We start from the raw sequence: 24,204 nt of genomic DNA, 5'->3' as shown, positions 1-24,204 counted from the left end.
GCCCGGCCCGACAGCCTCGCACTCCCGTGGCCGCAGGGAGAGGTCATTGCCCGGCGTCTGCCCCGGGGGGAAACCGCCCGGCATGGCGGATCCGCGCCGGGCGTTCCCGAGGGGAGGTCCCGGATCTCCCGGGCGCGAACCGGCCTCCGCGGCGCGGAAGGGCGGAAGGCGCGTTCCGAATGGCAGAACGCCCGGGCGGGCTCAGTGCTTGTCGCTCTGGACCATCATGCACAGCAGTTCGAACATGATCTGCACGCCGAGATAGGCCGTGGCGCCGGAGGCGTCGAAGGGCGGGGAGACCTCCACCACGTCCGCGCCCACGATGTCCACGCCGCGCAGCGCCCGCACCACCTGCAGCGCCTGGTAGGAGGTCGGCCCGCCCACTTCCGGCGTGCCGGTGCCCGGCGCGAAGGCGGGATCGACGAAGTCGATGTCGTAGGAGACATAGGTCGGGCCGGAGCCGGCGATGGCGCGGGCCTCCTCCATCACGTCATCCACGCCCCGGGCATGGAATTCCTCGATCTCGATGATGCGGATGCCGACGGAGGCGGCGAAGTCGCGGTCCTCCCGGTCATAGGTCGAGCCGCGCACGCCGATCTGGCACACCCGGGTCGGGTCGAGCAGGCCCTCTTCCACCGCGCGGCGGAAGGGGGTGCCGTGGGTGTACATCGTGCCGCCGAAATAGGAGTGGAAGAGGTCCGTGTGGCTGTCGAAGTGGATCATCCCCACCGGGCCCATCGAGGCGACGGCCCGCAGCACCGGCAGCGAGGTGAGGTGGTCGCCCCCCGCGGTGAGCGGGCGGATGCCCTGGCCGATCACCCGCGCATAGAACTCGGTGATCCGGGTCATGCTGTCCTGGATGTCGGAGGGGTTGATGGTCACGTCGCCGAGGTCGGCGCAGGTGGCCCTCTCGAAGGGGCGGATGCGGGTGGCGCCGTTCTCGGCGCGGATCATGGTGGAGAGGTCGCGCATCTGGCGCGGGCCGTGGCGCGGGCCGGGGCGGTTCGTGGTGCCCGAATCCCACGGCACGCCGATCAGCCCGATATCCACCTCCGGCACGCGCGGGTGGTCCGGCGTGAGATGCGGCAGCCGCATGAAGGTCGCCGGCCCGGCGAAGCGCGGCAGTTCGAACCCGGACACGGGAAGGAAGAAGGGGTCTGTCATTTCTGGTTCACTTTCGCTGCTGCGCGGGATGTCCGGTGGCGGATGCGCCCCGCCCGGTGAGACGGCCCGGCCGGGGCTCCGGGCGCTCGAGGCCCGGCAGGTTGATGACGGAAGCGGGCCGGGCCCTGCACGCCAACCGGCACCGCGCGCGCCGGGCGGTCCGGGCCCGCCGGAACCTGCGGCGAAGGCGCCGGCCGGTGAGCCGCGGCAGGCCCGCGGCGGGCAGCGGCGCGTGGCAGGCGCATGGAGGCTGTCCGCGCCGGGGGCGCGGTGTCGGGCGCGCGGCTGGCACGTGCCGGGGCAGGCAGGGATTGCATCATCCGGGAGATCTCGAGCACCACGGCATGTTTCCGCTCGATCCCGGGGATACCTGCCCGGGCAGGCCTCCGCAAGCACCACGTCGGCCGGCGGCCCCGCCGGCCGCGCGCCGGGGCCGGGGGCAGCATCGGGCAGGCGGGCAAGAGGGGTCCAAGGGCGTTGCCGCCCTGCCGGCCGCGTGCCATAGATCGGGGAAGGGCGCGCGGGGGCCCGGCCCGGGCGGACGGGGTCCGGAAGGCCTTCGCCGCGGCCGCACGCCGGTTCTGCAACGCCCGGCCCCGCCGCGGCGGAGGCGCGAAGGAGGGTCCGACCGATGAAATTTCCCGCCGGAAAGGTCCCGCCGGGCACGATCGGGGAGATCGTCCCCGGGGCCGTCACCAGCCATCCGCGCACCGACCTCGGCGGCACGGGGGTGACCCCGGCCGCCCCCGATGCCGCGGTGGCGGAACGCGCCCGCCACGTCGGCGACCCGGCCCATGCCGCCGTGAGGGCCTCCGCCGTGACGATCGGGACGGACTGAGCCCGTGGACACGCCCGACAGCGGACTGCGCGAGGGCGAGGCGGCGGTGACCCTGCCCGGGGAGCCGGCGGACGCAGCGCTGCGTTTCATCGGCCGTATCCGCACCCCGTGGCGGGAGCGCGCCGCCTGTCCGCGCCGGGGCGACCCCGAAGCCGGCCCGCCCTGCCGGCTGGAACTGGACCCGCTGTGGGAACCCGCGCTGGAGGGGCTGGCGCCGGGCGATGCGGTGCAGGTGCTCTACTGGATGCACGAGGCGCGGCGCGACCTCGTCTCGCAGGTGCCGCGCCACAGCGGGCGGCGCACCGGCACCTTCGCGCTGCGCTCGCCGGTGCGGCCGAACCCGATTGCCTCCTCCGTGGCGCGGATCCTGGCTATCGACGGGCCGGTCGTCACCCTGCGCGGGCTCGACTGTCTGGACGGCACGCCGCTGCTGGACCTGAAGCCGGACCACGGGGCCGCGACATGAGCCGGCCTCCCCGCGCGGCCCCCTGCGTCGCCGGTGCCGGGGCCCTCACCCGGCGCGTCCTTCTGGGCGGGCTCGGCGCGGGGATGGCGGCGCCCGCGCTCCTGTCGGGGCGCGCGCGGGCCCGCGAGGTGCGCGACGCGACCGGCCGCACCCTCACCCTGCCGGAGCGCCCGGGCAAGGTGCTTGCCGCCGGCCCGCCCGCGGCGGTGCTGCTCTACGTCCTCGCTCCCGAAGCGATGGCGGGCTGGCCGCGTGCGCCGCGGGCGCAGGACCGGCCCTATCTCGACGCAAGGGCCGCCGCGCTGCCGGAACTGGGGCGGCTCACCGGGCGGGGCGACACCGTGAACCTCGAGGCGCTGCTGGCCGCGGCCCCCGATCTCATCCTCGATGTCGGCTCGGTGAGCGCGACCTATCTGAGCCTCGCCGAGCGGGTGCAGGCGCAGACCGGCATTCCCTACGCGCTGATCGACGGCAGCTTCGCCAACACGCCCGCGGCGTTGCGCCAGCTCGGCGCGCTGCTCGGCCGGCCCGAACGGGGCGCGGCGCTCGCGGCCTATGCGCAGGAAACCTTCACGCATGTCGACGCCGTGCTGGCGCGGGTGCCGGAGGCGCAGCGCCCGTCGGTCTATCTCGCGCGCGGGCCGGAGGGGCTGGAGAGCGCGCCGCGCGGCTCCCTGAATGCCGAGATCATCGAGCGCGCGGGCGGGCGCAACGTGGTGGAGGGCGGCGGGCGCGGGCTGGTCACGGTCTCGCCGGAACAGGTGATCGCCTGGGCGCCGGACACGATCGTGACCATCGACCCGGTCTTCGCCGCCGAGGTCGGCGCGCGCCCGCTGTGGCGGGATGTGCCGGCAGTGGCGCACGGGCGGGTGTTCCTCGCCCCGTCCCGGCCCTTCGGCTTCATCGACCGGCCGCCCTCGGTGAACCGGCTGATCGGGCTGCGCTGGCTGCTGCACGCCTTCTACCCCGGGCAGGCCGGGCCGGACCCGACACAGGAAGTGCGGGATTTCTACGCGCTGTTCTATGGCGTGGACCTCGACAGGCCGGCCCTCGCCACAGTGCTGGGCCGCTGAGATGGCGCGCGCAGCGCCACGGCGCCCGCGCGGCCCGGCTTCACGCCCGCCCGTGGCGCCCCCCGCGCGCCCCGACACCGGGCAGGGCGCGGGCCATCCCCTCTCCCGCGCGCAACCGGGCGGCCAGACCATACCGCGCCCGCACCGGGCCACCGCCCCCACGCGCAGCGGCCCCCGCGAGGTGCGGCGCACCGGGTTGCGCATCTCCCTCGCCCGGACCGGACAGGCGGCTTGCCGTTCGGCGCCCCGGCGGAGGGCGATGTCCAGCCCATCGCACGTCCCGCGTGACAGGAGGGGCCCCGGTGCGCTGACCCCCGGAGGGTCGGGGAGGCGCCGGCGCGCGCCCGAGCGGGACAGGACTTCCCGCGCTTCGGGGCCCGTGCGAAGGACTGCCCCGGTGCCTGCACGGCGATGGGACGGGGAATGCGGACTGCGGAACTGCCGCTCCGCGAAGAGATCGCGGCGGCGCGTCAGCAACATCCGCGGCCGGTGCAGGTGTGATCCCGCCTCATTCCTGCCGATGGAGGGGGTGATCATGCGCCACTGCCGCACGACGGACAGGAGATGGCGTGCCGGCGGCACGTGCGGGTGCGTGTCCGGCCTGTGCCGGTCCGTTCGACGGGGGATCCGCCGATGCGCAACCGCGGCCCCGCGGACAGGCCGCGGCGGGGTGTCCGGTGTGTGGGCGGTCCGTGCCGCCGCGCGTCCGGCCCGTGCCCCCCGATGACGCGGGGGGTGCGCATGCGGGGCGGGGAGGCAGGGGCATGATCGGGGCGCGGGGGCTGGGCGGCCGTCACGGGTGGCATGTGCCGCTCGCGGCCGGTGTGCTGGTTCTGGCGATGATCCTGGGGCTTGGCGCCGGGCCGTTCGACCTCGGGCCGGCGCGCATCCTGGGGCTGCTGGCCGGGCGGCTTGCCGGGGAGGCGCCGCCCGATGCGGCCGCGACGGTGCTGTTCTCCATCCGCCTGCCGCGGGTGCTGGGGGCGGCGCTGGTCGGCGCGGCGCTGGCGGCGGCGGGGGCGGCCTATCAGGTGACCTTCCGCAATCCGCTGGTTTCGCCGGACATTCTGGGTGTCTCCTCCGGCGCGGGGCTGGGGGCGGTGCTCGGCATCTTCCTCGGCCTGCCGGTGGCGGCGATCCTGGGCATGAGCTTCGGCGCCGGGCTGGCCACGGTGGGGCTGGTCGTCGCAGTGGCGAGCGGGCTGGGCCGCGGGCAGGACATCCTCGCCCTCGCGCTCTGCGGCATTGCCGTGGGGGCGCTGGCGGGCGCGGGCATCTCGCTGATCAAGGTGCTGGCGGACCCGGAGGACCAGCTTCCCGCCATCACCTTCTGGCTGCTCGGCAGCCTCGCCGGGCTGCAGGGCGGAGACCTCCGGCTCGCCGCGCCGGCGATCCTGCTCGGGCTGGTGCCGCTGGTCGCGCTGCGCTGGCGCATCGGGCTGCTGGCGCTGGGAGAGGACGAGGCGCGCGCGCTCGGGGTGGACACTGCCCGGCTGCGGCTGGTCGTGGTGCTCTCGGCCACGCTGATGAGCGCCTCGGCGGTGGCGGTGGCCGGGGTGGTCGGCTGGATCGGGCTCATGGTGCCGCATGTGGCGCGGCTGCTCACCGGGCCGGGCTTCGCGCGGCTGCTGCCGGTGGCGGCGCTGCTGGGGGCGGCCTTCCTCGTGCTGGTGGACACGGTGGCGCGCAGCGTGGCGGCCACGGAAGTGCCGCTGGGCCTTCTCACGGCGGTGATCGGCGCGCCGGTCTTCCTCGGGCTGCTGGCGCGGAGCGACCGGGGATGGAGCTGATCGCCGCCCGCGGGCTTGCGGTCGGCCACCGGGGCCGGCCGCTGGCGCGCGACATCTCCCTGTCGCTCCGGGCCGGGGAAACCCTGTGCCTGCTCGGGCCGAACGGCGCGGGCAAGACCACGATCCTGCGCACCCTGCTCGGGCTCATCCCCGCGCTCGGCGGCAGTGTCTCGCTGGGCGGCACGCCGATGGGGGAGCTGTCGCGCGCCGCGCGGGCCCGGCGCCTCGCCTACGTGCCCCAGGCGATGACCGCGCCCTTCGCCGACCCGGTGCGCGCCTTCGTCCTGCAGGGACGGACCGCGCATCTGGGGCTGTTCGCGGGCCCCGGTCCGGCGGACCGCGCGGCGGCCGAGGCGGCTCTGGCCCAGATGGGCATCGCGCATCTGGCGGAGACGCCGGTCACCCGGCTGTCCGGCGGGCAGCGGCAGATGGTGCTCATCGCCCGGGCGCTGGCGCAGGCCGCCCCGGCGATCCTGCTCGACGAGCCCGCGGCCAGCCTGGACTTCGGCAATCGCGAGCGGCTGCTGGCCCGGCTGGAGGCGCTGGCGCGCCAGGGGCTCGGGCTGGTGATCTCCACCCATGAGCCGGGCCATGCGGTGCGCCTCGCGGACCGGGTGCTGACGGTGGATGCCTCCGGCCGGGTCGCCTCCGGCCCGCCGGGCGCGCTGCTGACGGCGGAGCACCTGGGCGCGCTCTACGACCTGCCGCCCGAGACGATGGCGCGGGCCCTCGCCGGGCAGGGCTGAGGCGGCGCGGCAGCCTCGCCGGGTACGCTCCGCCGGAGAGAGATGGCGGACCGCGCATTGCGGGGCGGCCGTTCAGCACCCAATGCCCGCACTGCGCATTTCGTGGAAGCGAAGGCGCACTGCGCCCCGCCGATTGTGCCGGAACCGGCCAGCCACGGAGGGCCGTCCGGGACCCTCCGTCGCCCCACCGGCCGGGCCGCACGGGCCCGTATCCGCGCCGCGGGGCATTGCCCGCCGGCGCGGGTTCAGGGGGGGCCCGCCCCGCCACTCCAGACGGGGGCTGCCGGTGCCGCGCGGGCGGTCACGCCACGTGCCGCCCTGTTTCGGGCTGGATTTTTCGTCGCGCCCCACCATCATCGACAGCATGGACCGCTGCATCCCCCAGGGCCGAGACGTCGCCTTCCCGCCGGCCGGGGAGCGGGGGGCATGAGCCTGCTGCTGCCCACGCCGGAGGGGCTCTACTGCCAGGAGGGCGGCTTCCACATCGACCCGGTGCGCCCGGTGGCGCGCGCGCTCATCACCCATGCCCATGCCGACCACGCCCGTGCCGGCCACGGCGCCGTGCTCGCCACCCGCCAGACCCTCGACATCATGGCCATCCGCTACGGCGCGGGCTTCGCGGGCCGGCAGCAGGCAGCGGCGGGGCCGGTGGAGATCGGCGGCGTGCGGGTGAGCTTCCACCCGGCCGGGCACGTGCTCGGCTCCGCCCAGATCCGGCTGGAGCGGGGCGGCACACGCGTCGTGGTCTCGGGAGATTACACCCGCGCGCCGAACCCGGCCTGCGCGCCCTTCGAGCTGGTGCCCTGCGACATATTCGTGACCGAGGCCACCTTCGGCCTGCCGGTGTTCCGCCACCCGGACCCGGGCGCGGAAACCCGGCGGCTGCTCGCCAGCCTGGCGCAGTTTCCCGAGCGCACGCATCTCGTGGGGGCCTATGCGCTCGGCAAGGCGCAGCGGATGATCATGCTGCTGCGCGCGGAGGGCTATGACCGGCCGATCCACCTGCACGGCGCGCTGGAGCGGCTGTGCGCCTATCACGCGGCGCAGGGCATCGCCCTCGGCCCGCTCGCACCGGCCACGCTGGAGGGCGGCGGGCGCGGCGCGCTGCCCGGCGAGATCGTGCTGGCGCCGCCCTCGGCCTTCGCGGCGAAGTGGGCGCAGCGCTTCGCGGCCCCGCTGCTGTGCTTTGCCAGCGGCTGGATGCAGGTGCGCGCCCGCGCCCGGCAACGCCTGAGCGACCTGCCGCTGGTGATCTCCGACCATTGCGACTGGCCCGCCCTCACCCGCACCATCACCGAGACCGGCGCAGGCGAGGTGTGGGTGACGCATGGCGCGGAGGATGCACTGGTGCACTGGTGCCGCACGCAGGGGCTGGAGGCCCGGCCGCTGCGCCTCGTCGGCTACGAAGATGAGGCGGAGGAGGTTGGAGCAGGGGAGGCCGGAGGGGCCGAGGACCCTGCAGCGAACACCGGGGCGGCGGGTGCCGGACGGGACGAGGTTCCTGCAGCGAACACCGGAGCCGAGGTCGCCGGAACGGATGAGGAGGTGGCGGCGAACAGCGGGGCAGCGGACCGCGGCCCGGACGAGGATGTGGCAGGGCGCGCCGGGGCCGGGGACGACGGGCCGGACGGGGGCATTGCCGAGGACGACGGGCCGGCCACGGCCCCGGGCGCCCCGGCATGAGGCGCTTCGCGGCCCTGCTGGACCGGCTGGCCTTCACGCCTGCGCGCACCGACAAGCTGCGCCTGATCACGGCCTATCTCGCCGAGGCGCCGGACCCGGACCGGGGCTGGGCGCTGGCCGCGCTCACCGGCGAGCTGTCGCTGGGCCGGGTCACCCCGGCACGGCTGCGCGAGATGGTGGGCGCGCGGGTGGACCCGGTGCTCTTCGCGCTCTCCTATGATTTCGTCGGCGACCTGGCCGAGACCATCGCGCTGATCTGGCCCGGCCCGGACGCGGCCGTGGACGATGGCGGAGACCTCGCGCTCGGCGCGGTGATCGCCCGGCTGGAGGGGCTCACCCGTGCCGAGGTGCCCGGGGCGATGGCCGGGTTGCTGGACAGCCTGCCGCCCGCCGCGCGCTATGCGCTGCTGAAACTGGCCACGGGCGGGCTGCGGGTGGGGGTGTCCGCCGGCCTGGCGAAGGCCGCGCTGGCGCAGTTTTCCGGGCGGCCGGTGGAGGAGATCGTCGAGCTCTGGCACGGGCTTTCGCCACCCTACGCGGCGCTGTTCGACTGGTTCCGTGGCGGCGAGAAGCCGGTGAACGCCCTGGCGGCGCCGTTCCGCCCGGTGATGCTCTCCACCCCGATCGACGCGGAGGGTCTCGCGCCGCTGCCGCCCGGAGATTACATCGCCGAGTGGAAATGGGACGGCATCCGCGTGCAGGCGGTGGCCGAGGGCACGGTGCGGCGGCTGTGGTCGCGCACGGGGGAGGACATCTCCGGCGCCTTTCCCGACCTGGTCGCGGCGATGGGCTTCGACGGCGCGCTGGACGGCGAGCTGCTGGTGCGCCGGGACGGCGCGGTGGGCAGTTTCGCCGACCTGCAGCAGCGGCTGAACCGCAAGACCGTGTCGCGCGCGCTCATGACCCGGCTTCCGGCCATGCTGCGCGCCTACGACCTGCTGAGCGAGGGGGAGACCGACCTGCGCCCCCTGTCGCAGGAGGCGCGCCGGGCCCGGCTGGAACGCTTCCTCGCGCCGCTGAACCCGGCGCGCTTCGACCTTTCGGCCGAGGTGCCCTTCGCGAGCTGGGAGGAGCTGGCCGCGGCGCGCGCCGCCCCGCCCGAGGCACTCGTGGAGGGGGTGATGATCAAGCGGCGCGACACGCCCTACCGCGCCGGCCGGCCGCGCGGCCCCTGGTTCAAGTGGAAGCGCGACCCGTTCCTGGTGGACGCCATCCTGCTCTACGCGCAGCGCGGCCACGGCAAGCGCTCGGGCTACTACTCGGACTACACGTTCGGGGTGTGGCGGGGAGCGGAGATCGTGCCGGTGGGCAAGGCCTATTTCGGCTTCACCGATGCCGAGCTGCGCCGGATCGACCGTTTCGTGCGCGAGGCCACCGTTGACCGATTCGGCCCGGTGCGCGCGGTGCGCCCGGAACTGGTGCTGGAGATCGCCTTCGAGGGGCTGAACCGCTCCTCCCGCCACAAATCCGGCATCGCCATGCGCTTTCCGCGCGTGAACCGCATCCGCTGGGACAAGCCCGCCGCCCAAGCCGACACGCTGGAGACGCTCGAAGCGCTGCTGTGAAGGGGCGGCAGGCGCGGCTCCGCCGGGGGCCAGCGGCGCGGCGGGGGAGCGCCCCCGACCGATCAGGCCTCCGCGGGCATCCGGAAGACGAGGCAGGCCTGGTCGACCACCTGGGCGAGTTCGCCGGGGGTGGCGCCGTCCCGCGCCTGGATGGACAGGCCCTGGGTTACCGCAACGAGATAGCGGGCCAGGGCCTGGGCCTGCGCCTCCGGCACCCAGCGGGTGAGGATGCGCGCCATGTCCTGCCGGAAGCCCTCGCGCAGCGTGGAGAGCTCCCCCGCGATATCCTCGTGCTCGGCGCTGCAGGCCACCATGCCGGTGGCGATCATGCAGCAGCGGGGCCCGGTACAGGTGGTGAGCATGGTCGCCACGCGCTCCAGCAACACCCTGGCCGCGGCTTCCGGGCCCGGTGCATCGGCCATCCGGGCGATGTTGTCACGCGCGTCGCGTGCCTCGTAGCAGGCGAGCGCCTCCCGGTAGAGCCCGGCCTTGTTGCCGAAGGCGGCGTAAAGGCTGGGCGCCGCGATGCCGATCGCGGAGGTGAGGTCCGCCACGGACACACCTTCGTAGCCATGGCGCCAGAACAGCTCCATGGCCGTTTCAACGGCCCGTTCGCGATCGAAACCGCGCGGACGGCCGGTCCGGCGCTTCATCTCCTGTTTCATAGGGGTCACTAAATAACAGCTTGACAGCAGATGTCAAATAAACTTGTTTAGCGCTCGTTACACAAGGAGCCGCCCCGATGACCTGTTGCCAGTCCCGAGATTTCACCGCTCACGGCGCGCCGTTTCACGTGCACGTGCCTGCCGGGTCAGTGTCGCAGATGGCGCTTTCTGCGCAGACCGAAGAACATCCGGGCCGCGCCCGGTTCCGGACGTACGGACGTGGCCGCCGCGCCGGATTTGCGCTCCTGCCTGCCGGGGGGCAGGAGATGCGCGGGCTCGAACACCTGCAGCCATATCAGCCCGCCGAGCGCACCGCCGACCAGCGGAGCGAGCCAGAACAGCCAGAGCTGCGGCACGGCCGCGGTCTCGGCGAAGAAGGCCACACCGGTGGAGCGGGCCGGGTTCACCGAGGTGTTGGTGACGGGGATGGACACCAGGTGGATCAGCGTGAGCGCGAGGCCGATGGCCAGCGGCGCGAAGCCGACCGGGGCCTGCGGCGAGGTGGCGCCGAGGATCACGATCAGGAAGAACGCCGTCAGCACCGCCTCGATCAGCAGGCAGGCGAACAGCGAGAAGCCCCCGGGCGAGAGCGCGCCGTAGCCGTTGGAGGCGAAGCCGCCGGCGCTCCACTCGGGCGCCCCGGAGGCAATGCCGTAGAGCACGCCGGCCGCGATTACAGCGCCCGCGAGCTGAGCCAGGACGTATGGCCCGAGCTCCGCGGCCGGGAAGCGGCGCGCGACGACGAGGCCGAGCGATACCGCCGGGTTGAAGTGACCGCCCGAAATCGGGCCGAGCGCATAGGCCATGGTGAGCACGCTGAGGCCGAAGGCCAGCGCGACGCCGGCAAAGCCGATGCCCAGGTCCGGGAAGCCGGCCGCGAGGACGGCGGCGCCGCAGCCTCCGAAAACCAGCCAGAAGGTGCCGAAGGTCTCGGCGAGAAGTTTCTTTCGCATCACGATCTCCTCGGTCCGCACCGCGGACGCGATGTCATGGGGGCTCCCGTGCCCGATGCGGGCGGTTCGCGGGAACGTGCGCCCGGCCACCCCGGAAGCGCCGGAGCGCGGGGCGGCCAGTCCACCGGGTTCGGCCGGCCTGTGCCGAAGGAGATCGCGAACGGGAGGGATGGCCTACGCAGGCCAGACTTCAACGCGAAACATGAAGAGGGTGGCACACGATCAATGGAAAATACACCAAAATCCCGGGAATCGGGCCCGCGTTTTGCCATTCATCTGTTCGGGAGCTTCAGAATTCGTGCGCAATTTCGACATAACTTCCTGTCGCGCGGAAATATTCGGGGCCGGACGCCGGAATTGGGCGAAATCGACAAGCGGCAGGACGCAAGCTTGTATTCAGGTACCGGATTGCATGCACTGACATCGCCGCAGGCCACGCCGCCTGCGGCCCATGGAAAGGCCGGATGATGACGTTTCGTTTGTCTGGCAGCGCCTTGCTGGCCGCTGCCCTGTTCCTGTCGCCGGCGATTCTGCGCGCCCAGCAGGCTGCGCCCGTGGTGACGGGGGCGAAACCCGTCGTGCGCGACATCGTGGAGGTGGACGAATTCGCCGGCCGTTTCGAGGCGGTGGACACGGTTGACATCCGCGCCCGGGTGAGCGGCTATCTCGACACGGTGCATTTTACCGACGGCGCGCTGGTGGAGAAGGGCGACCTGCTGTTCACCATCGACCAGCGCGCCTTCCGCTCCGCCGTGAACCAGGCCCGCGCGGATGTGGACGTGGCGCAGAGCCGCCTGTCCTTCGCGAAGCTGGAGTTCGAACGCGCCCAGCCTCTGGAGCGCAAGGGCAACCTGTCCACCTCCGCGCTCGATGACCGCCAGCGTGAGTACGACGCCGCCCGGGCCAGCCTGGCCGGCGCCCAGGCCGCGCTGGAGCGTGCCGAGCTGGACCTGGAGTTCAGCGAGGTGCGCGCCCCGTTCCCCGGCCGCATCGACCGGCGGCTCATCTCCGCCGGCAACCTCGTGCAGGCCGACAGCACGGTGCTCACCAGCATCGTCACGCGAGACCCGATCGACTTCTACTTCAACATCGACGAACGCCGCTTCCTCGCCTACGCGCGGGACCTGCGCGGCCGCGACGCGGTGATCAACCGCGGCGGCGGGCTGAAGGTGGTGGTGAAACTGGCCGATGGCCGCGAGGACCCGGTGGAGGGCGTGCTGAACTTCGCCGAGAACCGCATCGACGATGCCACCGGCACCATGCGCCTGCGCGCCCGCTTCGCGAACCCCGACGGCATCCTGCAACCGGGCATGTTCGGCCGCATCTCGGTGCCCGGCTCGCTGCCGCATCGCGGCGTGCTGCTGCCCGACGAGGCCATCGCTTCGGACCAGGGCCGCCGCGTGGTGTTCGTGGTGGCCGAGGACGGCTCGGTCTCCACCCTGCCGGTGCGCACGGGGCCGCGCATCGACGGCTACCGCGTGATCCGCGACGGACTTACCGGCGACGAGACGGTGATCGTGAACGGCCTGATGCGCGTGCGCCCCGGTGCCACGGTGACCGTGGAGATGGAAACCCTCCCCGACGCCCTTTCGCCGGACGGACTGCCCCAATGAGATTTGCACATTTTTTCGTGGACCGGCCGATCTTCGCGTCGGTCCTGTCGATCGTCCTGATGATCCTCGGGTCGATCGCCTACACCCAGCTGCCGGTGGCGCAGTATCCCGAAATAGCGCCGCCCACCATCGTGGTACGCGCGCAATATCCCGGCGCGGACGCGAACACCGTGGCCGCCACCGTCGCCACGCCCATCGAGCAGGAGGTGAACGGCGTCGAGCACATGCTCTACATGTCCTCCTATTCCTCCGACGACGGGGCGATGGCGCTCACCATCACCTTCGCGCTCGGCACCGATCTGGACCAGGCCCAGGTGCTGGTGCAGAACCGCGTGTCCATCGCCCAGCCGCGCCTGCCCGAGGAGGTGCGCCGCCTCGGCGTGACCACCACCAAGAGCTCGCCGGACCTGATGATGGTCATCCACATGCTCTCGCCCGATGACACGTATGACCAGCTCTACGTCTCGAACTACGCCCGCTCCCGGGTGCGCGACGTGCTGATGCGGCTGGAGGGGGTGGGCGACCTCACCATCTTCGGCGAGCGCGAATACGCCCTGCGCATCTGGCTCGACCCCCAGAAGCTCGCCGCCTACGGCATGACCTCGGGCGACGTGGTCCAGGCGCTGCGCGAGCAGAACGTGCAGGTCTCCGGCGGCGCGCTCGGGGCGCCGCCCGTGGATGACGGCTCGGCCTTCCAGTACACCGTCACCACCCAGGGCCGGTTCGAGTCGGCGCGGGATTTCCGCTACGTGATCGTGAAATCGGCCGGGGAGGGCCGGCTGATCCAGCTGCAGGACGTGGCGCGCATCGAGCTGGGCGCGCGCGACTACGTGACCAACTCCTACCTCGACGGCAAGCCCGCCGTGGCGCTGGCCATCTTCCAGCGCCCGGGCACCAACGCGCTCGCCGCGGCGGAGGAGATCGAGCACACCATCGCCGAGCTGGCGAAGGACTTCCCGCCGGGGCTGGAATACAAGGTGGTCTACAACCCCACCGAGTTCATCGCCGAGTCGATCTCCGAGGTCTACAAGACCATCCTGGAGGCCATCGCGCTGGTGGTGATCGTGATCATCGTGTTCCTGCAGTCCTGGCGCATGGCCATCGTGCCGATCGTGGCGATCCCGGTGTCGCTGGTGGGCACGCTGGCGGTGCTCTACGGGCTGGGCTTCTCGCTCAACATGCTCACGCTGTTCGGGCTGGTGCTGGCCATCGGCATCGTGGTCGACGACGCGATCGTGGTGGTGGAGAACGTGGAGCGCAACATCGCCCTCGGGCTCGCGCCCAACGCCGCCGCGCACCGGACGATGACGGAAGTGGGCGCCGCGGTGATCGCCATCTCCCTGGTGCTGATCGCGGTGTTCCTGCCCACGGCCTTCATCCCGGGCATCTCGGGGCAGTTCTACCTGCAGTTCGCGGTGACCATCGCCGTCTCCACCGCCATCTCGGCCTTCAACTCGCTCACCCTGTCGCCCGCCCTCGCGGCCTGGCTGTTCAAGCCGCACAGCCATGCGCGGCCCGGAACCCTGCTGGGCCGTGCCGGGCAGGCGGCGGCCGACGGGTTCAACCGCGGCTTCGAGCGTTTGTCGGACGGCTATGCGTGGCTGGTGCGCCGGCTGGTGAGCACCCGCGCCGCGCTGGGGCTGATGGTGGCGATCTTCGCCGGGCTCATCTGGGCCACGGTTCACATGGCCGGCGTGGTGCCGCGCGGCTTCATTCCGCTGATGGACCAGGGCTACGGCATCGTGGTGGTCCAGTTGCCGGACGGCGCCTCGCTGGGGCGCACCGACGCGGTGGTGCGCGAGGCCTCGCGCATCATCGAGGACACGCCGGGCGTGGCCAGCGCCGTCGCCTTTGCCGGGTTCTCCGGCGCCACCTTCACCAACGCCTCCAACGCCGGGGTGATCTTCGCCAGCTTCAAGCCCTTCGAGGAGCGGCTGCCGCATGGCCAGTCGGCGAATGCCATCATCGGAAATCTCTACGGCCGGCTGCAGAGCCTGCGCGAGGCCTTCATCATCGCGCTGCCGCCGCCCTCGATCCGCGGCATCGGCACCTCGGGCGGCTTCAAGCTGCAGATCCAGGACCGCGACAGCGCGGACATGAGCCGCGCGCTGGCCGCGGCACGGGAAGTGGCCGCCGCGGCAAACCAGGTCCAGGGGCTCAGCGGCATCTTCACCACGTTCTCGGATTCCAGCCCGCAGGTGTTCCTGGCCATCGACCGGGAGAAGGCGCGCATCCTCGACGTGCCGATCCCGAACATCTTCGAGACGCTCTCGATCAACCTCGGCTCCTCCTATGTGAACGATTTCAACGCGTTCGGCCGCGTCTACCAGGTGCGCGCCCAGGCGGACCAGGCCTTCCGCGTGGCGCGGGAGGATATCGAGAACCTCAAGGTGCGCTCCGCCGGCGGCGCGCTCGTGCCGCTCGGCACGCTGGTGGAGATCCAGGATGTCACCGGCCCCACGCTGGTGCAGCGCTACAACATGCTCACCTCCGTGCCGCTGCAGGGCAACCCGGCGCCGGGCGTTTCCACCGGCGATGCGCTGGCGCTGATGGAGGGCGTGGCCGCGGAGATCCTGCCGCGCGGCATGACCAGCCAGTGGACCGAACTTGCCTACCAGGAGAGCAACACCGGCAACACGGCGATCTACATCTTCGGGCTGTCGGTGGTGTTCGTGTTCCTCGCGCTCGCCGCGCAGTACGAGAGCTGGGTGATGCCGGTCGCCATCATCCTGATCGTGCCGCTGGGAGTGCTCGCGGCCCTCACCGGGGTCAGCCTGCGCGGGCTCGACAACAACATCCTGGTGCAGATCGGCCTGATCGTGCTGATCGGCCTGGCGGCGAAGAACGCGATCCTGATCGTGGAATTCGCCCGGCAGGCGCAGGACCGCGGGGAGAGCGCGGTCGACGCCGCGGTGGAGGCCTGCCGGCTGCGCCTGCGCCCGATCCTGATGACGGCCTTCGCCTTCATCCTCGGCGTGGTGCCGCTGATGATCGCCAGCGGGCCGGGCGCGGAAATGCGCCAGTCCCTCGGCACGGCGGTGTTCTCGGGCATGCTGGGCGTGACATTGGTGGGGCTGTTCCTCACCCCGGTGTTCTACGTGGCCCTGCGGCGGATCTTCCCCGGCCGCGCACCGGCGCCGCACCCGGAGGCGCCCGAACCCGCGGCGGCGGACTGAACCCGGCGGGGCCGGGAGCATGCAGCTCCCGGGCCCCGTCGCGCAAACCCTCCCCGGGCCTCATGGCCTGGGCCCTTCCGGGCCCGGTGGTCTGAACCGCCCCGGGCCCGGAGGTTCGCGCCTCCCGGGCCCGGGGCATGTCTCGTCCGGGCTCAGTCCGGCCCGGTGCCGGCCACGGAGGGGCGTTCGGCGAAGAGAGCGCACCAGGCGGCCAGCGTCGGCCGGCCGGTGCGCCACCCCATGTCCGCGAAGCGGAAGTCGAGATAGCCGAGGGCGCAGAACCAGGCGATGGCGCCCAGGTCGTCCTGCGGCGCCGTCGCCGCCTCGGCTTCCATGGCGTCGAGCACACCGGTGATCTTGGCCATCTGCCCCGAAAGCCAGGCCTCCCAGCGCAGCGCCTCGGGGCGCAGGGCGATCTCGTAGCGCGCGAGCAGGGCGGCGTCGAGCAGCCCGTCGGCCATCGCCTCGCGGCGCAAGGCGTCGAAGCGGGCAGGGGCCGCGGCGGGGATGAGCGGCGTGCCGTCATGCAGTGTGTCAAGATACTGGCAGATCACCCGGCTGTCATAGCAGGCGGCGCCGTCCTCGGTCACCAGCGCCGGAACCTTGCCCAGCGGAGCGTCCGCGGCGAGATCCGCCGGCCGGGAGACCGGGCTCGGCTGAACCGCGACCCGCTCGATGCGGGGCTCGAGCCCGGTCTCGCGCGCGAGGATGATCACCTTGCGCACATAGGGTGAGGTCGGGGAGAAGTAGAGTTTCATTGCAGCCCTCCGGCAGATGCGTCGGTTCCGGCCCGCAGCGCGGCCGGGCGGGCGCCGATTGAACGCCCAATTCCGCCGGAAGGGAAGCCGTGCCGCGCCTGTCAGACCCGGGGCAGCACCACCTCGAAGATCGTGCCATGCGGCCGGGCGTCATGGATCGCGATGCTGCCGCCGCGGTTGCGCACCACGCGCATCACCATGGCCAGGCCCACGCCCGTCACCTCGCCCTCCGTGTTGCGCGGGCCGAGGGTGGCGAACATCTGGAACACCCGTTCGCGGTGCTGGGGCGGGATGCCGGGGCCGTTGTCCTCCACCTCGATGACATGCGCCCCGCGCCGGGAACGGTAGCGCAGCACGATCTCCACCCCCTTCGGCGGCCCGTGCTTCACCGCGTTGCTGATGAGGTTGCGCAGCACGATGTCGAGTTCCACCTTCACCACCATGATCTCCGGCATCTCGCCCTCGCAGCGCAGCAGGCTGCCGGCGGGCACGAAAAGCTCCGAGATCTCCGCGACGAGGGCGCCGAGGTCCACCGGCTCCGGCGGCACGAGGCGGCCGCCGATGTGCAGGTAGTTCAGCAATTCGTTCAGCAGGACATCGAGCTGCCGGACCCTGGAGGCGATGCGCTGCAGGTTCATCTGCGCGCGCCGGGGCAACACCAGCTTCGCCTCCTCCACATCCTCGTTCACCCACTGGATGAGACTGGGGATCTGGCGCAGCGGCGCGCGCAGGTCATGCGCGGCGATCGAGGTGAACTGCTCCAGGTCGTCCTTCTTGAGCTGCAGCCGGAGCATCAGCTTCTCCCGGTCGCGCCCCAGCACCCAGAACACCACCGCCATGCCGCCCAGCAGGAAGAACGCGAAGACCACCAGCAGGGCGAAGATGCGCCGGTCGATCCGGCCGAGCTGCAGGTCCATGATATCGCCCAGCCGGGCATGCAGCTCATCTATTTCCGCGCGGGCCGGCTGGTCGGACACACGCACCACAACGTCGATCTCCTTCGGCACGGCACCCTGGGCGTGCAGGCGGGTGACCCAGTCAAGCTGGTTGCGGTAGAGCTGCAGGGTGCGCCTGGTCTCCGTCATGCGCGTGGGCACGCCGAGCTGCCGACTCAGCGCCTCGATCTCCTCGATCGCCTCCAGCGCCTCATGATGATTCTCCACCGCGTCGTCCCGGTAGCCGGTTTCGCGCGGGCGCAGGATGAAGTTCTTGAAATTGTGAATGAACCCGCCGTAACCGATGGCCCGCTCAAACCGCAGCACCGTGAGCGGAAGCTGCGCCTCGCGCTTGCGGATCTCCTCGCGATCCCACGTCAGGTTCAGATGCACCAGGACCAGCAGCACGATGCCCGCCAGGAACCCCAGCAGTACAACGCCCAGAACAATTTGCGATCGCCTGCTGGTCATCGAAACTCACCCTCACCCTCACCGCGCCGCTCCCGCAGGGCAGGCGTGCACTGTGCCCAAACACGCTTAACACCCCGTTACGCCCTCCCCGACATCCGGCGCGAAGCCTCCTGCCGGCAGGGGCGCGCGGACACATGCGCCGCTGAACCGCCGGCACGGGGCCGGTGAAGGGGTGGCGGGGACCGCGCGCAGGCCCGGTCCGGGCGGCGGATGCGTCAGCGGCCTGCCGCGCCGCAGTAGAGATGCGTGCGGAGGTTTCAGGCTTGCGAACAAAGTGAAAACATTGTTTCGTGAGGCCATGCAGACCATCGCGCCAGAGCCCGCCCCGTTGCCCGATTACCTCGCCCGGTTGAACCCCGCGCAGCGCGAGGCGGTGCTGCACGGCGACGGGCCGGGGGCGGCCGCGCCCCTGCTGGTGATCGCCGGCGCGGGCTCGGGCAAGACCAACACGCTGGCGCACCGCGTCGCTCACCTGATGCTGAAGGGGGCGGACCCGCGGCGCATGCTCATCATGACCTTCTCGCGCCGCGCGGCGCAGGAGATGACCGCCCGGGTGGAGCGGATCGCGCGCGAGGTGCTGGGCGCGGAGGGCGCGGCGCTGGCCGGCGGGCTGGACTGGGCGGGCACCTTCCACGGCATGGGCGCACGGCTCCTGCGGGAATACGCGCCGCTGGTGGGGCTGGACGAGGCCTTCACCATCCATGACCGCGAGGATTCCGCCGACCTGATGAACCTCTTGCGCCACGAGCTGGGCTTCGGGCTGGCGGAGGCGCGCTTTCCCTCGAAATCCGCCTGTCTCGCCATCTACTCGCGCAGCGTGAACGCGCAGGCCCCGCTGGACGGCGTGCTGGCCGAGGGGTTCCCGAAGTTCCGGAACCGGGAGGCGGAGCTGCGCCGGCTCTTCGCCGCCTATGTGGAGGCCAAGCAGGACCAGGGCGTGCTCGATTACGACGACCTGCTGCTGTACTGGCGCGCCATGGTGGGGGAGGCGGGCCTGGGCGCGGAGATCGGCGCGCGGTTCGACCATGTGCTGGTGGACGAGTACCAGGACACCAACCGCCTGCAGGCCGCCATACTGCTGGGCCTCTCTCCGCAGGGCCGGGGCCTCACGGTGGTGGGCGACGACGCGCAGGCGATCTACGCCTTCCGCGCCGCGGAGGTGCGCAACATCCTCGACTTTCCCGGCCTCTTCACCCCGCGCGCCCGGGTGGTGACGCTGGAGCAGAACTACCGCTCCACCGCGCCGGTTCTGGCGGCGGCGAACGCGGTGATCGGGGAGGCGCGCGAGCGCTTCTCCAAGACGCTGTGGACCGCGCGGGGGGAGGGCGCGCGGCCCGGCCTCGTCACCGTGCACGATGAGGCGGCGCAGGCCGGCTACATCTGCCGCGCCGTGCTGGAGGCGCGCGAGGAGGGCACCGCCCTGAAGGACCAGGCGGTGCTGTTCCGCACCTCCAGCCACTCCGGCCCGCTGGAGGTGGAGCTGACCCGCCGCAACATTCCCTTCGTGAAGTTCGGCGGACTGAAATTCCTCGACAGCGCGCATGTGAAGGACCTGCTCGCGGTGCTGCGCCTGCGCGAGAACCCGCGCGACCGGGTGGCGGGCTTCCGCGTTCTGCGCCTGATCCCCGGCATCGGAACGGCCACGGCCCGCGCGGTGCTGGACGCGCTGGCCGCCCCCGGGGCGGGCGTGGCCGAGGCGCTCGGCGCCCTGCGCGTGCCCGCCCGCGCCGCGCCGTTCTGGCCGGCGTTCCGCGACATGATGCTCAACCCCGCCGAAGCCCCCTGGCCGGCGGAGCTGGAGGCCGTGCGCCTGTGGTATGAGCCGCATCTCGAGCGCCTGCACGAGGACGCGGAGACCCGCCGCTCCGACCTCTTGCAACTGGGCCAGATCGCGGCCGGGCACGGCTCTCGCAGCGCCTTCCTCACCGATCTCACGCTCGACCCGCCGGACGCCACCTCCGACGAGAGCGGCGTGCCGCTTCTGGATGACGATTATCTGGTGCTTTCGACCATCCACTCCGCCAAGGGGCGGGAATGGCGCAATGTCTTCGTGCTGAACGTGGTGGACGGCTGCATGCCTTCGGACCTGGGCACCGGCACCACCGCCGGGATCGAGGAGGAGCGCCGGCTGCTCTACGTGGCGATGACCCGGGCGCGCGACGCGCTCCACCTCGTGACCCCGCTGCGCTTCTACACCCACGGCCAGCGCGCCCGGGGCGACCGGCATGTCTACGCCGCGCGCAGCCGCTTCCTGACCGAGGCGATGCTGCCGCTCTTCGAGCGTTTCGCCTGGACACCGCAGGGCACCGCCGGCGCCGCCGCCCGCCCCGCCGTGCAGCCGGTGGACCTGCGTGCGCGCATGAAGGACATGTGGCGCTGAGCCGCCACGGGCGGACCGCTCCCGCCCGCCGGCGCCGCGCAAGGCGCACCCGTCCACCTCCGCCGCGCAAGGGCCATTTCCTGTCCGCCGCCACCGCGCAAAGGCTACGCCCGTCCACTGCCGCCGCGCAGGGGCCAGTCCTCGTCCGCCGACGCGGCGCGAGGGGCACTCCCTGTCCGTCGCCACCGCGCAAGACCACGTCCGTCCATCGCCGCCGCGTGAAGGGCACTCTCCCTCCGCCGGGGTCGCTTGAGGGACTCGCCCGTCCACCAGCGCCGCGCGGGGGCAGGCCCCGTCCGCCGGATGCGCCACCTTTCCGCGCGCGCCACGCCCCGCGAGGCCTCCCGCGCAGGCCGGGGCTGCCCCCGCCACATGGCGGCCCGGCGCGCGCTGCTCCGGCTTCGGGAGCGGTTCTCCGGGGGGCGAGGGGCCCGAGCGGATCGGGCTTGACGGCCACCGCGGCCCGCGCTTCACTTGGCCTCGCGCACCCCGTGCGGCGATGGCGTCGCCGCGCATCCCCGGGGCGCGTGGCGCGGGGCACCGCGCCCCCCTCCTGCACGCCGGGTGATCCGCCGGGCGCATGAGATCCGCCCGGCCCGACCGGGAGACCTCTCCGCATGACCGACCTCTCAAGCTCCAGCCAGCCATTCCCCCGCCCGCAGAGCTTCCGCCTGCCGGAGGCGCCGCGCGCGCCCTTGCCCTTCGCGCCGGAGGAATACGCCGCGCGCATCCGCGCCATCCGCGCGGAGATGGAGGCGCACGGGCTCGACGCCGTGCTGCTCACCTCCATGCACAACATCGCCTGGGCGACAGGGTTTCTCTACTGCTCCTTCGGCCGGCCCTACGGCTGCGTGGTGACGCGGAGCGCCGTGACCACCGTCACCGCTGATATCGACGGCGGCCAGCCGGCGCGGCGGAGCCTGGCGGAGAACCTCGTCTACACCGACTGGCAGCGCGGCAATTTCTGGCGCGCGGTTGCCACGCTCACCGGCGCGGCGCGCGAGATCGGCATCGAGGCCGACCACCTCACCCTCGCCGCGCGCGACGCGCTGAGCGCGGCGCGGCCGGGAGCCCGGCTCACCGACATCGCCGCCCCGCTCATGGCCCGGCGGATGATCAAGTCTCCCGCCGAGATCGCGCTCATCCGCGAGGGCGCGCGCATCGCGGATCTCGGCGGCGCCGCGGTGAAGGCGGCCATCGCCCCCGGCCAGCGCGAGATCGACATCGCCATGGCCGGGCGCGACGCGATGGAGCGCGAGATCGCCCGCGCCTTCCCGGGTTCGGAGCTGCGCGACACCTGGGTGTGGTTCCAGTCCGGCCCCAATACCGACGGCGCGCACAACCCGGTCACCACCCGCGCGCTCACCCCCGGCGACCTGCTGAGCCTCAACACCTTCCCGATGATCTCGGGCTACTACACCGCGCTGGAGCGCACGCTGGTGCTCGGGGAGCCGGACGCGGAAACCCTGCGCATCTGGCGGGCGAACGTGGCGGCGCACGAGCTGGGCCTGTCGCTCATCCGCCCCGGCGCGCGCTGCGACGAGATCTGCGCCGAGATCAACCGCTTCCTCGTCGGGGAGAACCTGCTGCAATACCGCTCCTTCGGCTACGGCCATTCCTTCGGCGTGCTGTCGCATTACTACGGCCGCGAGGCGGGGCTGGAGCTGCGAGAGGACATCGACACCGTGCTCGCCCCCGGCATGGTGATCTCGATGGAGCCGATGCTGCGCATTCCCGCCGGCCGGCCCGGGGCAGGGGGCTACCGCGAGCACGACATCCTCGTGGTGGGCGAGACGGGCGCGGAGAACATCACCGGCTTCCCCTACGGCCCGGAGGCGAACGTGATCGCCTGAGCCGGGCCTGCGCGGCCCCTCCCGGGGGCCGCGCGCATCCCGACGCGGGGCGCTTGACAGACTCATCGGTTACAAACATGCTGGTCGGTATGTAAACCGCGAGGCACCGCATGCAGGCCACCCGACGCACCCAGAGCCAGCGCAGCGCCGAAACCCGGCAGCTGCTCCACGAGGCGACCATCGCCTCGCTGATGGAGCTGGGGTACGCGAACACCTCCACGCAAGGCATCGCCGAGCGGGCCGGGGTGTCGCGCGGCGCGCAGACTCATCATTACCCCGGCAAGATCGACCTCATCATCGCCGCCACCGAATACATGTTCGAGGGGTTCGCGGAAGACGTGGAGCTGCTCGCCGCCCGGGTGCGCGCCGGGGAGATCGGGCTGGAGCGCTTCGTCGACCTGCTGTGGCAGGAGATGTTGAACGGCTCCTGGTTCTACTCCTCGCTGGAGATCATCGTGGCCGCCCGCGGCGACGCCGAGTTGCGCACCCGCCTCGCGCCCCTGATCCTGGATCTGCACGGCCGCTTCGAGGCCGCCTGGGAAGCCACCTTCGTCTCGCGCGAGGAGGGGGGCGTCTCCGCCCGCGTGGCGCTGAACCTGGTGATGAACGTGTTCCGCGGCATGGCCGTGCAGGCCGTGCTGCGCAAGGAAACCCATTACTACGCCGAAATGCTGCTCACGCTGAAGCAGATCCTTGCCAGCCATGTCCGGCCGGCACTGGCCGGTCCGGGCTGAGACCGGCAAGATAAAAACAGGTCAGCCGGTATTTAAAAGCAATAAGCCGGCAACCGGGGGAGAACGCGATCGACCACCAGGGGCCCGCGACCCAACTTGCAACAGGGAGCAAGGGTAATGAAGAGACTTTCAACGTTCCTCGCCGCCACCGCGCTGCTTGCAGCACCCGCGCTGGCCGGCGAGACCACGGGCCTCACGGATGACGCCATCACCATCGGCGTGATGGGCCCGTTCTCCGGCAACGCCTCGTCCTATTCCAAGGCCGAGATCGGGCTGATGGCCTTCTACGACATGATCAATGACGCGGGAGGCGTGCACGGGCGCAAGCTCGTCGCCGTGCAGGAGGACACCGGCTGCGATACGGCCAAGGGCCTCGCCGCGGCGAAGAAGCTCATCTATCAGGATGAGGTGTTCATGCTGCAGGGCAACTCCTGCTCCGGCGTCGCCGTGGCCCTGCGCCCGGAGATCGAGGAGGCCGGCCTGCCCTGGATCGTGGCGCACGCGGTGTCGGACACGATTTCCCAACCCGTGGCAGCGAACATCTTCCACGGCGTGCCCACCGGCAATGCGAACGGACGGGCGATGGCCGAATTCGTGCTCTCGCGCCCGGACACCACGAAAGTGGCGATCATCGAGCATTCGAACGACTGGGCGCATTCCTACTCGGACCCCGCGCAGGCGTATCTCAAGGAGCACGGGGTGGAGCCCACCGAAGTGCTCACCATGGAGCGCGGCCAGACCGACGCCACCGCCCAGGTGCTGAAGCTGCGCGCCGATCGCCCGGATTTCATCATCGCCGCCCTCTACGAGGCCGAGACAGCCATCTTCCTGCGCGACATGAAGAAATACGGACTGGGTGACATCCCGGTGATGGGCACCGCGGGCACCGACCTGGAAAACACCCTCAAGCGCGTGGGTGACCTCGACACGGTGAAGAACTACTACGTCATCCACCCCTACGTGGACAATCTCGACGGCCCGGGCATGAAGAAATGGGCCGACATGATCCACAAGTACTACCCGGACGAGGAGCTGAGCAACTTCAGCTACATCTCCATCGGCTCGGGCGTGGCACTGGTGAAGGCGCTGGAAGCGGCGGGGCCGGACCTCACCCGCTCGAAGCTCATCGCCGAGCTGGACAAGATCTCCGACCTCGATACCGGCGTGCTCTCCTCCCCCATCACCTGGACGGCGGATGACCACCAGGGCGTGAAGGGCTCGGCCGTCTCCGGCTTCGTGGACGGCAAGCCCACGGTGCTGAAGGCCTGGGGGCAGCCCTACTGATGTGCTCCGGAGCAGGGCCGGCCCGGACCACGCATCCGGGCCGGGATCCTGCTCCGT

The 24,204-nt window shown here is 72.0% G+C and carries 18 protein-coding genes and 1 pseudogene; 14 read left to right on the top strand and 5 right to left on the bottom strand.

Annotation, left to right across the window (positions count from 1 at the left end):
* Positions 1-201: 201 nt before the first annotated feature.
* A complete protein-coding gene (speB, locus tag FDP22_RS19665) occupies positions 202-1,164 on the bottom strand; it encodes an agmatinase (protein WP_138573413.1) in 963 nt (320 codons plus the stop codon).
* 631 nt (positions 1,165-1,795) lie between these two features.
* Here speB and FDP22_RS19660 point away from each other — a divergent pair.
* The 7 genes and pseudogenes from FDP22_RS19660 (at position 1,796) to FDP22_RS19630 (ending at position 9,325) form a co-directional block, all read left to right on the top strand.
* Positions 1,796-2,002: a transporter gene (locus tag FDP22_RS19660; RefSeq protein WP_138573415.1), complete on the top strand. Its 207-nt coding sequence runs from the start codon at positions 1,796-1,798 to the stop codon at positions 2,000-2,002.
* Between the two features lie 4 nt (positions 2,003-2,006).
* Positions 2,007-2,468 (top strand): SAM-dependent methyltransferase, encoded by a 462-nt coding sequence (locus tag FDP22_RS19655; protein ID WP_138573417.1) that lies wholly within the window; start codon positions 2,007-2,009, stop codon positions 2,466-2,468.
* On the top strand, positions 2,465-3,541 hold the full coding sequence (locus FDP22_RS19650; RefSeq protein ID WP_239031967.1) for an iron ABC transporter substrate-binding protein: 1,077 nt from the start codon (positions 2,465-2,467) through the stop codon (positions 3,539-3,541). The genes FDP22_RS19655 and FDP22_RS19650 overlap by 4 nt, the downstream gene beginning before the upstream one ends.
* A 764-nt stretch (positions 3,542-4,305) precedes the next feature.
* Entirely contained in the window at positions 4,306-5,331 is a 1,026-nt protein-coding gene (locus FDP22_RS19645; RefSeq protein WP_170317805.1) for a FecCD family ABC transporter permease, read from the top strand.
* Positions 5,322-6,077 (top strand): ABC transporter ATP-binding protein, encoded by a 756-nt coding sequence (locus tag FDP22_RS19640; RefSeq protein WP_138573419.1) that lies wholly within the window; start codon positions 5,322-5,324, stop codon positions 6,075-6,077. Before FDP22_RS19645 ends, FDP22_RS19640 begins: the two co-directional genes overlap by 10 nt.
* A 426-nt stretch (positions 6,078-6,503) precedes the next feature.
* Positions 6,504-7,496, top strand: a pseudogene (locus tag FDP22_RS19635) (ligase-associated DNA damage response exonuclease); the annotation flags it as partial.
* A 260-nt stretch (positions 7,497-7,756) separates the two neighbouring features.
* A complete protein-coding gene (locus FDP22_RS19630) occupies positions 7,757-9,325 on the top strand; it encodes a cisplatin damage response ATP-dependent DNA ligase (protein ID WP_138573423.1) in 1,569 nt (522 codons plus the stop codon).
* A 62-nt stretch (positions 9,326-9,387) separates the two neighbouring features.
* On the opposite strand, the gene FDP22_RS19625 is transcribed toward FDP22_RS19630, so the two are convergent.
* Both FDP22_RS19625 and aqpZ read right to left on the bottom strand, forming a co-directional pair.
* Entirely contained in the window at positions 9,388-9,918 is a 531-nt protein-coding gene (locus tag FDP22_RS19625) for a TetR/AcrR family transcriptional regulator (protein ID WP_239031966.1), read from the bottom strand.
* Between the two features lie 218 nt (positions 9,919-10,136).
* A complete protein-coding gene (aqpZ, locus tag FDP22_RS19620; RefSeq protein ID WP_138573427.1) occupies positions 10,137-10,943 on the bottom strand; it encodes an aquaporin Z in 807 nt (268 codons plus the stop codon).
* A 225-nt stretch (positions 10,944-11,168) separates the two neighbouring features.
* Between aqpZ and FDP22_RS19615 the strand changes: the two genes are divergently transcribed.
* From FDP22_RS19615 to FDP22_RS19605, 3 genes are read left to right on the top strand one after another with little or no spacing between them, the layout of a single operon-like run.
* Positions 11,169-11,411: a hypothetical protein gene (locus FDP22_RS19615; RefSeq protein WP_138573429.1), complete on the top strand. Its 243-nt coding sequence runs from the start codon at positions 11,169-11,171 to the stop codon at positions 11,409-11,411.
* On the top strand, positions 11,411-12,556 hold the full coding sequence (locus FDP22_RS19610; RefSeq protein WP_138574062.1) for an efflux RND transporter periplasmic adaptor subunit: 1,146 nt from the start codon (positions 11,411-11,413) through the stop codon (positions 12,554-12,556). Before FDP22_RS19615 ends, FDP22_RS19610 begins: the two co-directional genes overlap by 1 nt.
* Positions 12,553-15,732: an efflux RND transporter permease subunit gene (locus tag FDP22_RS19605; RefSeq protein WP_138573431.1), complete on the top strand. Its 3,180-nt coding sequence runs from the start codon at positions 12,553-12,555 to the stop codon at positions 15,730-15,732. Before FDP22_RS19610 ends, FDP22_RS19605 begins: the two co-directional genes overlap by 4 nt.
* Before the next feature lie 152 nt (positions 15,733-15,884).
* Here the strand turns inward: FDP22_RS19605 and FDP22_RS19600 are convergent, their stop codons facing one another.
* Positions 15,885-16,490 (bottom strand): glutathione S-transferase N-terminal domain-containing protein, encoded by a 606-nt coding sequence (locus tag FDP22_RS19600; RefSeq protein ID WP_138573433.1) that lies wholly within the window; start codon positions 16,488-16,490, stop codon positions 15,885-15,887.
* 101 nt (positions 16,491-16,591) lie between these two features.
* Positions 16,592-17,896, bottom strand: coding sequence for a sensor histidine kinase (locus FDP22_RS19595; RefSeq protein ID WP_138573435.1), 1,305 nt, complete (start codon positions 17,894-17,896; stop codon positions 16,592-16,594).
* 298 nt (positions 17,897-18,194) lie between these two features.
* Between FDP22_RS19595 and FDP22_RS19590 the strand changes: the two genes are divergently transcribed.
* From FDP22_RS19590 to FDP22_RS19575, 4 genes are all read left to right on the top strand, one after another.
* Entirely contained in the window at positions 18,195-20,276 is a 2,082-nt protein-coding gene (locus FDP22_RS19590) for an ATP-dependent helicase (RefSeq protein WP_138574064.1), read from the top strand.
* Positions 20,277-20,893: 617 nt separating this feature from the next.
* Complete coding sequence (locus tag FDP22_RS19585) at positions 20,894-22,129, top strand: aminopeptidase P family protein (protein ID WP_138573437.1); 1,236 nt, start codon at positions 20,894-20,896, stop codon at positions 22,127-22,129.
* 110 nt (positions 22,130-22,239) lie between these two features.
* Positions 22,240-22,863 (top strand): TetR/AcrR family transcriptional regulator, encoded by a 624-nt coding sequence (locus tag FDP22_RS19580; RefSeq protein WP_138573439.1) that lies wholly within the window; start codon positions 22,240-22,242, stop codon positions 22,861-22,863.
* A 117-nt stretch (positions 22,864-22,980) separates the two neighbouring features.
* Positions 22,981-24,147, top strand: a complete 1,167-nt coding sequence (locus tag FDP22_RS19575) for an ABC transporter substrate-binding protein (RefSeq protein ID WP_138573441.1) — start codon at positions 22,981-22,983, stop codon at positions 24,145-24,147.
* Positions 24,148-24,204: the final 57 nt, after the last annotated feature.

It is taken from the genome of Paroceanicella profunda, assembly GCF_005887635.2.
In the GTDB taxonomy this organism is placed as follows: domain Bacteria; phylum Pseudomonadota; class Alphaproteobacteria; order Rhodobacterales; family Rhodobacteraceae; genus Paroceanicella; species Paroceanicella profunda.
The sequence above is the reverse complement of the archived record's forward strand: the minus strand, read 5'-3'. Positions and strand labels throughout refer to the sequence as shown.